This is a genomic window from Bradyrhizobium sp. 604_D8_N2_3 (assembly GCF_051810765.1).
Classification (GTDB): domain Bacteria; phylum Pseudomonadota; class Alphaproteobacteria; order Rhizobiales; family Xanthobacteraceae; genus Bradyrhizobium; species Bradyrhizobium barranii.
Genome location: NZ_JBPWPM010000001.1, coordinates 3,356,010 through 3,374,154, shown reverse-complemented (window position 1 = coordinate 3,374,154; position 18,145 = coordinate 3,356,010). Strand labels below are relative to the sequence as shown.

General features: G+C 65.5%; 2 protein-coding genes. Both read right to left on the bottom strand.

Translation table 11 applies throughout. From position 1 onward, the window contains the following. Nucleotides 1-3: 3 nt before the first annotated feature. The gene (locus AB7245_RS15985) at nucleotides 4-17,037 is read right to left on the bottom strand and encodes a leukotoxin LktA family filamentous adhesin (protein WP_354075068.1); all 17,034 of its coding nucleotides are present in this window, start codon (nucleotides 17,035-17,037) and stop codon (nucleotides 4-6) included. 71 nt (nucleotides 17,038-17,108) lie between these two features. Then, nucleotides 17,109-17,864, bottom strand: a complete 756-nt coding sequence (locus AB7245_RS15980) for a hypothetical protein (RefSeq protein WP_085403209.1) — start codon at nucleotides 17,862-17,864, stop codon at nucleotides 17,109-17,111. Between the last annotated feature and the right edge of the window lie 281 nt (nucleotides 17,865-18,145).

Below are 18,145 nucleotides of genomic sequence, written 5' to 3'. Positions count from 1 at the left end.
TCGTTACCATGCCTGTGCGAGACGGCCAACGGACGGCTTCGCCGTCTCGACCGCCGCATCCTTCCAGCCCGGGCGACCCACGCGCTGCCCCTGACGGCGCAGCTTGCGCAGGTCGCTCAGTCCCTCGATGTTGACGGCGGGACCGGAGCCGATGGTCTCGACCGGACGCGGCGTCAGCAGCGCATCGAGCCGCGCCTGGCCGGAGAGACCGAGCAAATAGAACGTCCCGCCATCCTTCTTCGCGAGCCAGGTCTCGATGCTCTCCTTGCCCTCGCCGTCGACCGGGATGTTGCGCACCATGCTGGCGCCGGTGAAGTCGTAGCAGCAGGTGTGCGTCGGCCCGTAATTGGTGACGCTCGCCGAGACGTCGCCGGTGTAGAACACCACGTAGGCGTTGCTGACATTGGCGTTGCCGATCTGGCTCATCGTGAACACGCCGCCCGGCTGGTAGAGCTGGAGCGTCGGCCCGTTGGTCGGCACCAGCGTCCGGTTGTTCAGGAACACCTGCTGGGTGGCGGTGGTGAGCATGAGCTGGCCCGGGACATAGCCGTTCAGGATCGTGACCGCATGCGCGTCGGTCCAGAAGTTCGCGTCCACCACCCTGAACTGGTTGACGATGATGCTGTCCGGGTCGATCGAGATGTTGGCGGACTTCGCGACGCCGCCGTTATAGCCGGTGATGTTCATGATCAGCGGGATCGCCGGATTCGAACGGATCTGCTCGCCCCTGACGTTGATCGTGTCTGCCGCCAGGTCGAGCTCCCGGACGACGCTGACCCAGTTGATCGTCAGGTCACCCGACGACGTCATCTTGACGATGTCGCCACTGATCCGGTCGAACGAGACCGATCCGGCCACATCGAAACGCGTCTCGCCGTTGGCGGTGATCGATCCGCCGCGGAGCGAGCCCGTGTCGGACTTGACGTAGAGGTCGCCGGCATCGCCCGGGATACCGGTCGTGGTGAGCTGGCTGAAGACGATATCGTTGACGGCATGCAGGGTCTGCGTGCCGCCGCTGATGGCGGTGCCAACGGTGATCCCTCCGGCCGTCGCGGTGACGTCGAGCGTGCCGCCCGCGCTAAGATTATCCCAACGAACGACGGTGCCGCTCAGGACTGCGTTGCCGGTCGTGGCCGTGAGGTTATGACCGGTGTTGGTCCCCGCCGCGATCAGCCTCGCCGAGCCATTGGCGGAGACCGAGCCCAGCGTTGGCACGCCGCCCGACATCACCGTTTGCGCCAGGATGAAACCGTTATCCGCATTGACGTTGACGCTGCCGGCGTCGCCGTTGATGCCCGTCGCCGTCAGCGCGTTGAAGGTGACGTTGTCGTGGGCGTGAATGGTCTGCGTGCCGCCGCTCTGCGCCGTCTGGAACGTGATGCTGCCCTGGCTTGAAGTCACGCCCAGCGTCGTGCCGACATTGAGGACATTCCAGTTGACCGGACCGCTCGCGGTCAGCAGGCCCGAGCCGGTCGTGGCGGCGAGCGTGTTGCCGGTGATGGTCGTGGCCGCAAGCAGCGTCGCCGAGCCGTTGGCTGAGACCGAACCCTGGCTCGTCACGCCGCCAGCCGTCACCGTCTGCGCGAGGATGAAGCCGTTGTCGGCGGTGACGTTGATGCTGCCGGCATCGCCCGTGATGCCGGTCGTCGTCAGCGCATTGAACGTCACATTGTCATGGGCGCGGAGGGTCTGCGTGCCGCCGCTCTGCGCGGTCTTGAAGGTGATGCTGCCCTGGCTTGCCGTCGCGCCCAGCGTCGTGCCGACGTTGAGCGTGTTCCAGTCGATCGGGCCGGTCGCGGTCAGCACGGCCGAGCCGGTCGTGGTGGCGAGCGTGTTGCCGGTGATGGTCGTCGCCGCGAGCAGCGTCGCCGAGCCGTGGGCCGAGACCGACCCCAGCGTGGTCACGCCGCCCGACGTCACCGTCTGCGCCAGGATGAAGCCGTTGTCGGCGGTGACGTCAATGTTGCCGGCATCGCCGGCATTTCCGGTCGTCGTCAGCGACTTGAACGTCACGTTCTGGCTGGCGTGGACCGTCTGCGAGCCGCTGCTGTCGGCGGTCCCGATGACGATGCTGCCGTTGTTCGCGACGGCACTGAAGCTGCCGCTCGCGCCGGTCGCCGTGCCCGCCAGCACCTGGTCGAGCGTCAGCGCGCCGGTGCCGATGATGTCCACGTTGCCCTTCACCGCGGAGAGCAAGCTCGCCTCGGTGTCGGTCAGCGCCTTCAGGTAGATGCCCCCGGCGCTCGCGCTCGCCGACAATTGTACGGCGTTGAAGGCGAGCCGGCTCGTGGCACTTCCGATACCGTTCGATGCACTCAGCGACAGCTCGGCGCCCGCGCCGGACGCGACGAACCTGGTCTGGCCGTCGCCATTGTCGAGGATCGCGCCAAGCGAGGCGACGCCACCGGCGGTGACAATGATCGAGGGCGCGTTCGAGGCCGCCGCATAGGACAGCGATGAATTCAGCTGGCCGATCGTCGCATCGCCCGTGGTGGTCACCGAGATCAGGCCGCCCGCGTTGATGGCCGAATAGGCGCCCATCGTCAGCGTCGCGGCAACCAGGGTGACGCCGTCCGAACTGCTGGTCGCAACCACCGGCGCAGCGCTGGTGCCGGCAGCGAAATTCATGCCGCGGTTGGCAAGCAGCTGCATCAGGCCGCCGCTGGTGATGTCGGCATTGACGGTGAGTCCGCCGCGCGCAGCGTTCAGCGTCAGCGCACCGCCGGCCGTCAGCGTCCCATAGGTGCCGCTCGTGCCGACTATGAGATCGCCGGTGACGGCGAGGATGCTGAGGTCGCCGACCGCCGAGCCGGTCACCGCGCCGGAGATATTCACCTGCAGCGGCTGGAAGGTCGAGCCGTTGAAGCCGATGTTGCCGCCGGCGCGCAGATCGAGGTCGGCGCCGAGGATATGGATCGCCGAACGGTCGGTGAAGCCGGCTTCGGCATAGATGCTGCCGGTCGCAGCGAGCTGGATCGCATTGCCGGCGGCAATGTTGCCGAGAATGAGATCGCCGGTGGTCTGCTTCAGGTAGATGCCCTGCGCCGACGAAACCTGGTCGAGCTGGTCGTTGGACGGATCCGCGAACGCGATCTGGAGCGCGTTCGTATTGTTCGCGGGGTTGCTTCCGGCGGTTCCCGAGGGGGCACCGACATTGCCGTGCTCGGCGATCAGGGTCAGGTTGCCGATATCACCTGATATCACGGCCCCGCTTGCGTTGGCGGAGATGCTGTTGACGGCGTCGAGCTTGACGTCGCCGCGGCCGGTCACCTCGATGCCGTTGGCCTGCGCGGCCGCGATCGGGCCGTAGTTCGCAGTGACGCCGCCGAGCGCGAGGCTGTTCTTGCTGCCGAGATAGATATTCGACAGCGCCTTGGCCGAGATCGCGATCGGGTTGTCGACGACGACGAGGTTCTGCTGCGACAGGCTGACCGTATAGGTCGTGACATGGGTCGTCGGGTCCGTGACCGCGCCGACGGTGAGCTGGCCGGGACCGGCCGTGGCGAGCAATCCCCTCTGCTCCGGCGTCAGCGACGAGGAATCGACGCTGGTGAAGGTGAACGTCTGGGGCGCGGCCGAATTGCCGACCGAGCCGCGCGGCGCGTACAGCATGATCTGGTTGGCGTTGACATTGGCCACGACGTTCTCGTCGATCGGCGGCGGCGCCGCGCCGACGGCCGACGACGACACCGTGTAGGCGAGCTGGCTCTGCGTCCACTGCGAGCCCGCGGTGATGATGCTATAGACCCGCTCGGTCGACGCCAGCGTATAGCTGTAGCTCGCATTGTAGGTATTGAGCGCCGTTTGCAGCGCCGTGTTGCTGGGCATTCGCTGATTGGCGGTTGCCACGCCGTCGAACAGTTTCGTGAACAGCGTCGTCGAAAGCGAAGTGCCGAACACCGTCCCCAGCGGATCCGCCGGCGCGGTGCCGAGCAATGTCGTCAGCGAGCTCTTGAGCTGGTCGGTGGTGATCTTGCCGAGCAGAAACTGGTCCCGCAGGAACCGCGTCGTGGCCTCGACCTGCATCTGCGTGGTCGTGACATTGGCGGGATCGATGATGCCGAGCTTGGCAGCCACCTGCGCCCGCAGCACCGTCAGCCCCACCGAGGTCGGATTGTAGGTGCTGCCGTCCTGGAACGCGATGTTCTTGAGCTGGAAGTAGTCGTTGTAGGCCGACGTCACCATCGACTGGTAGCTGTTGACGGCATTGGTGGCGGCGTTGCCGCTCAGCAGGTCGAGGCTCGCCCAGACGTCCTGCAGATGCTGGCTCTGCGCCTGGGTCAGACCAACCGCCGCGCGTCCGTTCAGGATGTTGGCTTGGTTGCCGTCGGAGCCTGCCGCCTCGAGGAACACCGGACCGCCGGTCGACTGGACCGTGCCGAGGCGCAGATCGCCCTTGGACTGGATGATGTAGGTGCCGGTGGCCGAGGCGCTGTCGAGAACGCCGCCATCGACAGTGCTGTTGGCCTGGACCGTGCCGGTCGCCTGGATCACCAGCGGATTGATGTTGGTCAGGGTGGACGCGCCGTTGACGACGGCGCTCTTCGCGCCGATCGCGCCGGAGGTGGAGTTGATCTCGATGTTCTTGCCGATCACGACGGGATTGGCGATGTTGTAGGCGGACGCCGAGTTGATGTCGCCGGTCGCCGAGAGGAAGACGCTGCCTTGCGGCGTGGTGCCTGCCGAATTCACCTTCACTTGATTGATCGACAGCGCGCCGATCGCCGAGATCGCGATGTCGCGGTCGATCGAGCTCGCGGTCAGGCTGCCGCCATAGAGTTGCACCTGGACGGGCGCCTTGGTGGTGCCGAGCGTGCCGATACCGCCGTCACCCCGAAGCGTCACGCTCGTCCCCGAGATCACCGGGTTGTTGGCATTGGCGGCGACCGTGATGGACGAGTTGGCGCCGGTGGCGGCAAGCGTCGTCGTGCCCTGCTGGTTGTTGATCGACCCGTTGATGACGATGCCCGAGGTCGAATTGACCACGACGTCGCTGCTACTGCCGCCGATGAACTTGATGTTGATCGGGTTCGACGCCTTGACCGTGTTGGTCAGCGTGAGCGTCAGGTGATCATAGATCGCCTGGTACCAGTTGTACTGGGCGTCCGCGCCGCAGCACGCGTTGGAATGGGTGTTGAGTCCAACGGGGCTCCCATCCGGGTTCACGCCTCCCGCCCAGTGATAGCTGCCTGTGGCGGTGGTGACTTTCTGATAGTTGCTGCTCTGCGTGCCTGAAACCAGGTTGGTCGAGCGGGTCCAGTTCTCGCCGGTGACCTGATTGGGCGTGAAGCTCCAGCCGTAGTCGAACTGCGTGCTGGTGGGTAGACGATCCAGCGTCGCGGTGTCGACCCATTGATAGAGCATGTTCTCCTGCGTCCGGTACTGGACGCCCGCCGTACCGGTCCTGGCCGTAAGCATCGACGGGTCGATCGCGGCCGCAGTGACACTGTTGGTCTCGTACCGCGACACCTGCTGACTGCTTGCAGCCTTGGGATCGTAAACCCACCACGTCGTCTTCCCCTTGAGCTGGTCGACGATCTCGACCACGCTCTGGGCAGTGACGCTGGTATTGATGGTGTTGGTGACCAGCTGGAGCCCGCTGGTGTTGTTGACGGTGACCGTGCCGGCGCCGCCTTTGATCTCGATGTTACCCTGGGTCTGGGTGCTGTCGGTCGAGGTCGAGATGATCTTGCCGTTGAGGTAGACGTAGCCGCCGGCGCCCTGCGCCACGCCATTCAGGATGAGCTGGTCGGTGAGAGCGTTGTACCTGACCCCGATCTTGGCGTCGCCGCTGGCCGACGCCGTCACGGAGCCCGAGATGTCGTAATAGACGCCGTTCCGCGCATTGGCCTGGGCCGCGGCAAAATCCGCGCCGCCGTTGCGGTTCTTGAGGCCGTTGCTGCCGTAGATGGCATCGTACGCCGCGGCGCCGATGTCGACCGAGTAATTGCTGCTCGAGCCGGCCTGGATGGTGCCGTTGATGTTGATCACCGACGCCGAGATGATGACCGCCTGGCCGCTGATGGTCCGGGTGGCAGTCGCGGTGGCCGGCGCGTCCGCGGTCTTCGGCGTGATCGCATCCGGCTGGATGTTGATCACCTGGAAGAAGCCCGAGCTGTCGCAGGCTGACGCACAGTTGAACGGCGTCTTGTACGGACCGCTATCGGTGTAGACGTTGCGGCCGTCATAAGTCGTTTTCTTCCACTGCGCGAGCACGACATTGGACGAGTCTTGCGACTGCCCCTCGATGATCTTGAGGGTCGCGATGTCAGGCACGCTGCCGGCATCGGGAGTGCTGGTGTTCCCAGGCGTACCCCTGCCCACCGGCAGGAAGATCGATGAATAGAGCGAGGTGCCGTCGTAATACGTCATCAGCATGCGCGCGGTGAAGATCGTGCTGGCGTCGGCGTTGCCGACGGGTTGATACACGCCGTGGCTGCCGTCGGTGCAGCAGTAATAGAAATAGGGGTGATCGGTTCCCGAAGCGATATGCGGAGCGGTATAGTAGTCGCCGTAGGCGCCGAGATAGGTCGCCGCCGTCATCACCGCGGTCAGCGTGTCTTCCGGCCTGTTTTCAGTGGTGGCCCATTGCGAGGTGACCGCGCTGCCGCTGTCGTAGAAGCTCCCGATACCGCCGAGGAAGGTGAAGGTGCCTTTGGGCACCACGATCTGGACGGTCGCGGCACTGAGCGACTGCGATGCGACGACGCTGCCGAGATTGTTGATGATCTTGAGCAGGCCGTTCGCGTTGTTGACGGCGCCGTTGAAATAGATGTCGGGCGTGCGGGTCAGCACGTTGCCGTTCTGGTCGATGCCCTGGCCGCTATCGGGATCCAGGCGGTTGTAGGTGGCCGAGACGTCGATGACCGGCGTCGCGCTCGGCATCGCGGTGAAGGTCACATTGGAGTGCGAATCCGGGTCGACATGGTCGATCTGGCGGTAGGTGATGTTGCCTCCGGTCACATCGGTGACCGTGAGGTTGGCCAGGCTCATGAAGTCGAGACCCTTGTTCTCGATCTTGATCAACGGCGAGCTGCGCGCGATGACCGCCGGTGCCGCGGGATTCGATCCGCTGTTGCCGGTGAGCTTCTGGGCCAGGATTGAGACGTTGCCGGCGGACACCATGATGTCGCCGAACGCGAAGGCGTTGCCGGGCGCGTCGGAGGTAAACGGCGCCTGCTTGATCAACGTGTCGATCTGGCGCTGCTTGTCGCCGGTCGGATCGGTGCCGGACGGCAACATGCTGGCAGGCGACGTGGGCGTCGCCGCCGCGAGCTGGGAGCGGACCTGCGACTCGGTCAGTCCGGTCAGCGACGCCAGCTGGTTGACCACCAGCTGGTAGGGATTGAAGTTGCCGACGACGGCGTACTGGACCGTCTGGTGGTTCCAGCTCATCACCGGGCTCAAGTGATTGACGTCGGAGACGAGCTCAAGGACCGATGAAGAGCCGTTTGTCAGCAGGGAATAGGGACTGGTCGTGCTCAGTGTCGGCGCGGTCGCACCGAGTTCGATCGTGATCGTCAAATCGTTATTGACGCCCGCCACCACCTGGCCGTTGAGCGCGACATCGCCGGTTCCGCTGGTGTGGCTGTGGTTGTCGCTGTTCTTGGCGCTGAAGATGTCCAGATACGGATTGTAGTTGCTGCCGTTGCCGGCCGCCGTGACCTGCCCTTGCGTTGCGCCGAGATAGATGTCACGCGCGCCGAGGATGCTCGAGGTGGGGGCCAGCGTCAGGCTCGTGGTGTCGTCGGCATTGGCCGTGCCGCGATAAAGCGTGGAGATCGGAACGGCGGTGTTGTTGTAGACGACCGTCGTCGCCGTCGCCTGCACGCTGCTGAAGACGGTGCCGTCGCCAGCGAGGCCCGCGTAGATGGTGATGTCGCGCCAGGCCGCGATCTTCGCGTTGTCGCCGACATTGACGGACTGGTTGGCGTGGACCCAGCTGTTGGTGCTGGCACCGACGCCGGCGATCGCGCCGTAGAGGCTGGCATTGGCGTTGTTCGCCGCCGCCATCTTCGCGGCCGTGCCGATATAGATCTTGCCCACGCTGAACAGCTCGCGGGCATTGATGTTGACCGCGAGCGTGGCATTCGCCGTCATGTTGGATTCGGCGCCGCCGCCGGCGAAGAAGCTGGCCGTGGCGAGGCTCGCCGTATCGTTGGTGTTCAGCGTGTTGTAGGCCTCGATATTGATGAACGCCGCCGACGTCCGCGGATCGCCGTTGAGGCTCAGGACCGTGCCGGCCCCGATATTTGTGTTGACGTGCTGGGTGACGGTCGACGTGCTGAGTGCGGCTGCACCCGAGAACGAGCCGCCGGAGCCCGACCGCGCGCCGCCGCCCCCCTGGTTGACGATGTCGTTGGCGATGACGACCATGTTGCCGCCCGCCGAATTGATGATCAGGTGCGTTCCGATCTCGGCAGTGGTGGTGGAGTCGACGTCGTTCTGCGCCTTGCCGGCGGAGACACCGGCCGTCGAGGCCTGATAGGCGTCGCCGCTGGCGGCGTAATTCGTGGTGTGCTTGGCATTGATGCGGAGGCCGCCGAAATAGAGCGTGTCGTCCGTCGCGCCACCGTCGAACCGTGCGTTGGTCACGGCGGTCGAGCTGGTGGTGGCGACCGCTGCCGCGCCGGCATAGGTGCCGCCTGCGCCGACCGTCGCGTTGGACACGTTGGTATCCGTGCCGGTGGCCGTGATCCGGAGAATGCCCGTGCAATTGCCGTGATTGAGATTATCCATATCGGCGGGCGCACCCAGATAGGCATAGGTGTGCGCGTTCGACGACGTTTGCGCGACCGTCGCACCGAGCGCCAGGAAGCCGCTCGAAAGGCCCGTCCCCTCGGCGTATTGGGCGCTGTCGTTCTCGGCCGCGATGGTGACGTCGGCGTTGGGAAGCCGGATCCCCATCCCGCCATAGGCGCTCACCGTCGCGTTCTCGGACGCCACGGCAAGGCTGCCCTGTGCGCCGATCAGCGAGCCGCCGCCGCCAGCGAGCGCCTTGGCCCACGTCGTGGTGCCGACGGTCGGAACCAGCGCCATGGCGGTTACCGCGAGCGCACCGCCCGAGAAGCTGACGTTGTCGCCGACATCGGCCGTCACCGTGGCGCCGACCGTGGACTTGGCGATGGCGACGCCGACGGCACCGCCACCGACCGAGACGCCGATTGCCTCGCTCGACAGGTTGGGCGCGATCGACGCCGACACCAGCGTGCCGACGCCGGCCGCCGACGTCGTGATCGAGGCACTGCTGCCGATCTCCGCCAACACGGACGAGTTCTCGTGGGCCTCCGCATCCGCACCGACGCCCGCGACGATGCCGCCACCAAGTGCTGTGGACGTCGTGGTCAAGGTGCCGGCGCCGCTTGCTCCAACTGCCAGAGTCGTGACGTTGACGGTGGAGCCGTTCAGAACCCTCGCAGCGACCGAGCTCGTTCGGCTTGCCGTTGCGACCGAAGCGCCGACAGCCACGGCGCCGCCGGTGACGCCGCCGGTGAAGACCACCTGGGTCGTCGAATCCTGCGCCATGACCGCGGCGCCAGTGCCGGTGCCGCCCGTGCCGGTGATCTGGCCGCCAAGCATCGCCACCACGGAGTTGCTGACATTGCCGACCGCGACAGCCGCATCGGCGCCGAAGTAAAGCGCCGCACCGCCGGCGATCGCCTCGGTGTCGATGGTCTTGCCGGCATAAGGTCCGGTGGTCGCGTCCTTGACCACCGCCGCAACGGTGACAATCGGTGCCGAGACGGCCAAAGGCGTATCTGCGGCCACCAGCACGCCGGAGCCGTTGCGTCCGTAGTCACTCAGATTGGCGAGCACGGTGCTGTTGACGCTGGTGTAGCCAATGCCGGCCCCGATGCCGACATTTTTCGCAAAGCCTGCGCCGAGCAGATACATCTTGGCCGCATTGGCGCTGGTGGCAGTGACATTGACCTGCGTGCCCGTGACGTTGCCGCCAGCGATCTGCGCGACGACGGCGTCGTTGCCGCCGCTCAGCACGCTGCTGACGTCGTAGGTCGAGCTGACGTTGGCGCTGTTCGGATTGCCGGCCGTGCCGCTGGCGACCGCGTTGCTGCCTTGCGTATGGTTGGTGCCGTTGTTCACGGACGCGATGGTGCCGTTGTTGCCCTGATTGAGCTGGCCGGTCTGCTGGCCCTGGGTGTCGGCATCGGCGGTGTTGGTGCCGATGATGATGACGCCGACCGTCGCGCCGATACCGACGCTGCCGCCGATGCCCGCGGTGACCGCGTAGGACAGCACCTCCTTGGTGCTGAGCGCATTGACGTTGATCGCGCCAGCCGAGTTCAGATTGCTGTTGCGGCTTTCCGCAATGGTCTGGCTCTTGAAGCTGATGACGTTGGCGGCGGCGCCGATGCCGACCCCTGCCCCGCTGGCGCCAACCGCGAGCGCCCCCGCGATCTCCTTGATCGCCACGTCCTCGGTCGCGTTGATGGTGACCGCGCCAGCCGCACCACCCGTCACCGATTGCAATGTGGTGTCGTAGACACCGGCGATGGTGGTGTTGTTGGCGATCTCGATGTTCGCCATGCCGGCGATCGCCGCCGTGCCGGTCGAGAGCGCACCGCCGATCGCATAGGCCTCGAAGCGGTTCTTGGTGGTGGCCTCGACGTCGAGCGCGCCGCTCAGATTGAGCGCGGTCGTGTGTGCAGCGCCATTGCCCTGATAGTGGAATTCGTCGCCGACATAGGCCTCGGTCCGGTTCGAGGAGACCTGGACCAGGAACGCCGCGCCGATCGCGGCCTGGCTGCCATAGGCGCCGGAGCCGTTCGCGGAGAAGATGCCGGTGTTGTTGGTGGCGTTCACCGTCAGCGATGCGGCCGTCAGCGCGCCACCGTCGACATAGGCTTCAGTCGTCGCCTGGAAGACGTTCAACCCGACCGAGCCGGTGTTGAAGCCGATCGCGATCGAGGATGCATCCTGCTCGGCATTGGCCTTCACGGTGACGGCGCCGACCGTCGGGCTCGACGACTGCGCGCCGCCGACAGTCGAATTGGTGATGTAGGCAAACGTACCGCGCTGCATCGTGGTGCTGATGATGGTAGCGCCGCCGCCGCCGTTGCCGGTCGGAGCCACGATGCCGGCACCGAACGCGCCGGAATAGGAGAAGCTCGACGCGGCGACCTCGATCTGCGGCGCCAGCGTCGACGAGGTCAGGCGCGTGTCGATGGAAGCGCTGTCGATATAGGCCCGGGTCTGCCCGCTCATCACATTGGTGATCGGGTTGATCATGATGGCGATGCCGCTGCTCGCGGCAACCGACGCGACGTTGGTCACGACCGCCTGGTGCGAGCTCGCGACCACGGTAAGGCCGCGCACGGTGTCCTGGGTCTCGGTGAGGTCGGGCGTGGTGTCGGTCGGGGCATGCGCGGTGCCGAGATCGAAGGCATGGACGAGCGAGCCGCTGTTGACCGACAGCGTGTCGGTGGTGCTGGTCCCGAGCGCATCGACCTTGGTGTTGGCGCCGCTGATATAGGCCGCGGTGGTTCCCGTGATCTGGTTGGTGACCAGCGAGCCGGCACCGCCGGCAGCGCCCTTGCTGATCGACACGGCACCCGCAAACACGGCCGCCTTGTCGTTGTTGCCGGCGATCACGGCGACGTTGTTGGTCGCGGTGACGTCGGCGCCGTTGATCCCGTTGGTGCCGGCGGCGGTGATGCTGGCGGTGACGTTGGTCCCCATCAGATTGGTGGCGACCGAACCGGCCAGCCCGACCTGCGAGGACATCGCGATACCGACGGCGACGGTCGAGATGCTGGCGTTCGAGTTCGCACCGACCGCGACGCTGCCCGAGGCGGTCAGCTTGGACCCGGTCACGCCAGCGCTGACATTGTTGGCGATGCTGCTGTAGACGAGTGCCAGGCCCGCGGCGCTGCCTTGCGTCGAGGCTCCCGCGACGGCGGCGGTTCCGGTGATGCTGGAATTGTCGGTCGCGTTGACGGAAATGTTCTTGGCCGTGACGGACGATTGCGTCGCGCTGGACTGGCCGTTGCCGATGGCCGCCGTAACGGTATTGGAGATGCTGCTGATCGTGGTACCGCCGACGCCCGCAAACTGTCCGGTCGCCAGACCAAAGCCGATCGTGACCGCCTGGATCTTGGAGGAGTCGACCGCGCTCACACTGACATTGCCGTTGCTGCCGGCGGTCATCAGGACGTTGGCGATATAGGCCGAATGCGTGGTTGCGATGGTGTTGTAGACGATCGAGGCGCCGACATTGTTCTTGCCCGCCTGGATGAGACCCGCAACGGAGACGATGCTGGCTCCCGGACCGTTGCCCGTGCCGCCGTTGAGCGCAGCCGCGCTGAAGTCGATGCAGTTCTGCCCGCCCGTGCCACCGGCGACCGTGCAGGTATCCGACGCGAGAAGATTGTTGTTCGACTTCTTGACGAGGTTGCCGAGCGCAGTGTCGAGCGCCGACACCGCGCCGCTGTCCGCCAGCACCGTCACGCGGCCGACATTGATGCTCACCGTCGAGCCGCTGTTGATATAGGCTGTCGTGGTCGGCGTGATCTCGCTGACGACGATCGCGCCGGCAAGTCCGTTGGCGCTGGCCCCGCCCCCGCCTGAGGCCGCACCGGCCGCAATCACGCTGGCGCTGTCGGCCATCACCAACAGGGTGTCGTAATTCGAGATCGCCGTGCTGCGGATATGCGCGTCGGTCGCGTTTCCGCCCGTGGGATCGGCGATCGAGGCATAGGTCAGCCCGATGCCGACTCCGGCCTGGCCGCCCGATATATAGAGAGAGCCGCCGCCGATCGCGATGTTCGTGGTCTGGTAGGCATCGACCTCGAGCGCCCGGTTGACGCCGGACGCCTGCCCCGTGATCGTCGAGCTCTCGATATAGGCGTTGGCGCTGTCAGTGATGATGCCGACGGAGGCCGACAGCGACGCTGAATTGGATTTCGATCCCGCCACGCCGATGGCAACGACGGTCTCCGAGCCGCCATTGAGCGCCTGCACCGTCACCGAACTCTGGTTGTTCATGGTGGTGCCGTAGATATAGGCGAGCGTCGCATTGTTCGACATCGCCGCCGCGATCGCGCCGCCGATCGCAGCCCCCGTGGCAGACCCTCCGGCCAGATTGAGCGCCGCGGAGCCGGAACCATTGTTGAGCATAGTGTCGTTCAGCGCCTGAACGATCGTGTTGGTCAGCACGGCGCCGGTCGTGGTGTACTTGTTGACCGTCGTGTTCCTGATATAGGCGCTGGTGCCGAGCGAGACGTCGCTCACCGACGAGCTGCCGGCGAGATCGAGGCTGAAGCCGCTTGTGCTCGATCCCGAGGTCGAACCAATCTTGCCCGCCGCCGTCGTCACGCCGGCGGTGCCTCCGGTCGAGGCGGCGCCGGCAGCGCCTGCCTTGTCGGAGAAACTCGACGACGCCGGGTCGGAGACGGCTGCCGCGACGGCGGCCGCCGTGATGCGTCCCGAAGTGGTCGCGCTGAGTGTCAGATTGTCGACATTGACCGCCCCGCTTCCGCCGCTGGTGCCGGCGAACGGATCGTTGGCGCTGAACACGCCGGGCCGGATGTCGGAATGGTTGTCGCCGATATAGGCGGAGGTGTCGGTATTTGCGCCGAGATAGGCGACCGACAAGCCGACCGCCGAACCGCCGCTCCCGTTATAGCTCATCGCGCCGGACAGCGTCACGACCGACAGATCCTGCTGCGCCAGAATGCCGACGGTCGGGGCATAGACGGTGGCCTGGCTCGAGATCGACGCGTGCGTCGTGTTGTTCAGGAAACCGAGCGAAGTGATGCCGTTCAGCGCCAGCGTGCCGGCAGCCTTGCCGGACGACGGTGCGACAGCGACGAACCGGTCGGAAGTGATCGCGTTGACGGCGATGTCGTCCGCAGCACGCAGCGTCGCACGGTCCGAAACGCCGGCGATGGTATTGGTGTTGAACTGGACGAGATTGAGCGCGCCGCCGACGGAGGAGCCGCCCGAGGTGTTGCCGAACAGGAAGCCGAGCGTGCCGACATTGCCGGCGGCGTCGATCGACGCCGTGGTCGTGGTGGCCGCGATCTGGAGGCTGGCGTTGTAGGTATGGACGTCGCCATTGTCCATCCCGACCGACCAGCCGGTGCCACTGCCGCAGGCCGCGGTCGCGCAGGTTGCCGTCAGGCTCGCGCTGCCGGCCACCCACGCCGTCGTGTTGTTGTTCACGACGAAATGGTTCAGCGAACCGGCGATGCCGATCGTGTCGCCAGCGTCCGCGGTGGCATTGGCGTAGCTGGTCAGGATGTTGCCGCCGACGCCGAGATTGCCGTTGAGGTGGCTCAGCACCGCGCCCAAACCATCCCACTTCAGCCAGGTGTTGGTGATCGGCAATTCGGTGGTGGCATCGACGGCGATATTCGCCGCGTTGACCAGGGTTCCGCCGCCGATATAGGCGTTCGAATTGTGGGTGAAATTGCCCCAGGCGACGGCCGCGCTGATCGCGGTGCTCTCGCCGGACACCGGGTCCTTCGTGATCGCGCTGGACGTCGCATTGCTGCGAACGCCGCGATCGATGACGTTGCTGGCGACGGCGACGTTGCCGCTGGCATAGATGCTCGGCGCGCCGCCGCTCGGATTCTGCGCGATCGCAGCGGTTGCGCTCTGCGTGCTGTTGGCCAGCGAGAGCGCGCCTGCGACTTTGAAATCGAAGCTCAACGGCATCAGCGAGCCCATATGGTCCCTGATGATCGACGTCGGCGCGGTGACGGCACGCAGTCCTCTTTCGATTGCCGCGATCAGTGCCGGGAGGCCGGCGATGGACGAAGCCATCGTGGAATTGAGCGTGGTATCGGACGTCGCTTCGACCAGAACGGACCCGTTCATCCGGTTGGCGGTATCGGTTCCGAGCGATGCGCCGAGCGTCGCGGTCGCGGACGTCGTGATGTCGCTGATGGCGAACGCGCCGCCGACAGCACCGCTCGCCCCCGTTCCGGGCGCCGCAACCGACGTTGCGCTGGTCGAGAACGAGTTGTTGTTGATCGCGCGCACCTTCAGGGTGCTGCCGCTCGTGTTCACCGTGCCGGCAGCAATATGCGCGCCGGTCGCGACGTTGGCGGTCGTCGTCACCGATCCCGTGGAATAGGCCACCGTCGGGACAATCTGCGCGCTCGTCGACGCCGCGAGGGCCGAGATGGCGATGGTCGCATCGTTGAGCGCCTTGATCTCGAGGTTGCCGCCGGCGTTGACCGTCGCGCCCGAGGCCACGTTGGTCGTGGCAGTGCCGTCGATCTTGCCGACGACCACGCCGGCCGCGACCGGCGTGAGGCTGCCGAGCAAGGTGGAGGCGACCGCCGGATCCGACGCGGTCTCCGTGGCATGCGCGGAAATGGTGACGTCGCCACGGCCGTTGATGTCGGCATGGCTGTTGATGTTGATGGTCGCAGTCGCGCTTGCCGCGACATAGCCGCCATTGAGCCCGAGCAGCGAGGCGGCAAGCGTCGAGCCGACAAGCGCGAAATCACCGGCCACCGAACCGTTCAGGAAGCTCGACACGGCCGTCGAGGTTGCGGTGATCGAGACGATGCCGCCGGTAATCTTGCCGTCGACCGTGATCGCCGTCGCGGCGGTGGCCTGGCCGGACAGCTTGATGTCGCTCGCCGTTGCCCTCAGCGTCACGTTGCCGTCGGCGTAGGTGGTCCCGCCGAAGTTGACCGACTGGGCCAGGATCTGCGCGCCATTCATGATCTCGATGTTCGGCGCGTCTATGATGACGTTGTTGGCGTTGCCGGTCGAATGGCCGGAGCCATCGAGACGGCGGGCATCGATCATCGCATGCGCGGCGAGCGTGATGGAATGATCGGCCTGGATGAGGTAGTCGGCACCGGCGCTGAGCCCGGCGAGCGCATTCACGATGGAGCTGTTCGACAGCGTCACGCCGGTGTCGCCCTGAGCGGCATCACCCACGACCACGTCGGTCGGGTCGATCAGCAGCGTGCCGGCCTTGCCGTTGTCCGCACTGAGATCGACCTTGATGCCTTTCCCAATGTCGATGATCCCGTTCGCGCTGAAGTCGACGAGACCGGCATTGCCCGTCTTCGCACTGGCATCGAACCTGGCGCCGCCCGCGACGGTCAGGTTCTGCGCCGCCTTCAGGCGGATCTCTCCGGCATTGCCGTTTGCGCTTGCGATGTTGAGATTGGCCTTCTTGCCGACATCGATGTTGTTGCCGGCCTGAACCGTGATGTTGCTCGGCGTCGCGCTCTTGCTCTGCGCAGTGAGGCGTCCGTTGATCCTGGCGTTGTTGACGGCGCCGATATGGATCGAGCCGTTGCTCACGGTGATCGCGCTGGCGCTGCGCAGGCCCTTGGAGTTGACGGAGGCTGCGAACTTCGCGGCGTGGTCGAGATTGGCGATGTCGCGCTGGCTGGCGCCGCCGACAAAGACGTTCTGCCCGGTCAGGCGCACACCGTCGATCGCGTTGATGCGGCCATAGATACGGATGTTGCCGTCGGGCGAGACAGGGAACGAGCCCGCCATCAGATTGCCGACCGCCGACTGGTTGATCTGCCCGCCTGCGCCGATCAGGCTGTCGGTGAACTCGCGTGTCGGCGTCGAGACGTTGAGGCTGCCGACATTCACCGTGCCGCTGCGGCCGACCACGAACCCCTTGGGGTCGGCGAAATAGACGTTACCGCCGATCGCGCCGTTCATGTAGGAGTTCAGCGTGCCGTTGACGTAGACCGGGGCGTCGCGAACGATGTTGACGAGGTTCTGCGTGCCGGTCGGCAGCTGCAGATTGACGGTGTTGCCCTGCCCGACGCTGAACTGCGAGAACGAGTTGAAGGCGTTGTTGCCCGAAATCGTCGACGTCGTGACGTTGGTCACGCTGCCTGATGTCTGAAGGCTCGTCCCGGTGCGGCCGTCCGGGGTGATCACGTTCGCCGTCTGCGCCTGCAGGCGGACGCTGAACACCGGCAGGAAGACCATCTGCATCGCGCAGAGCAGCGACATCGAGCGGAAGCGTGCCAGCCTCCGCAGCGTCGTCAGCTCGTCATTGTGTCGCGTCGCAGATGGTCCGCGCATTTCATATCCTCTTCATCGGCATTCGCGCCGATCCACAACCGGGTGGGAGAATGTCGTGAGGTCGTCCGGCATCAGAACTGGCCGGGCGGCAGCTTGAAGATGTCGGGGCTCTTGGCGTCCGCGACGTAGAACAGCAGCAGGCTGGTCGGGGTCAGCACACGCTGGTTGTTCTCCTTGTTCTCGAACGTGCCCTGCAGAAGCAGGATCACCGAGCGATCCTTGGCGTCGCTGCCACGGAACATCACGATGCCGCCGGCGACGGGCATGTTCATCGCGATCGAATCGGGCTTGAAGCCTTCGCCCATGAAATGGGCGCGCAGGATGTTGGCGTTGGAGAACAGCTTCTCCGGCGTCATCGCCGTGTCGGTCCCCTTCGACCAGACCGAGCCGACCTGGATCAGCGACTTGGACTTGTAGCCGAACACATAGGAGAGCTCGGCGGTGCCGCCGTTCGGCAGCAGCTCGGGAACGGAGAGCAGCAGACTGTGCGTCAGCTCGGACGCGTTGTCCTGCGCCCTGATCGCGTCGGGCTTGGCGCTGAAGTCCTTGGTCATCGCCGCGCGCACGTCGGATTCGTTCATGCCGAATTTGGCGGAGCGGAAGCCGTCGATCGCCTTGGTCGTCTTGTCGTCCGCACCGGCGGCCGGCGTCTCGGTCGCAGCAGCGACCGGCGCACCGGCGGCGGCAGCTGGCGCCGCACCGGCAGCGGCGGCTCTGGGTGCCGGCGCAGCCTTCTGCTTCGGCACCACTCCCTGAGCCGCGAGCGGCCCGGCTGCAACAGAGGTCAGCAGGCCCACGAGGGCCGGAAGAAGATAGATTTTGCGCATCGACAACCTTCGAAACAAACCTGAAACAACGCTTCAAAAAATCAGCCGCTCAGAAATCGACTTCTCCGAACCGTCGTCTCAACGAGACGGGAAATGTTGCAACGCCACAATGCGTTGCAGATCGTCACGGAGCAGACAAAGCTCGAAACAGCGACTCTTTGGCCGGGTAGGAATACGGTATCGGACTGCCGAATGCTGCGAATGAACATTCATAAGCGCATTTTTTCATCAATTGTGGACACCGCCCTTTCGCGTTAAGCATCCGGCTTGGGACAGACCAT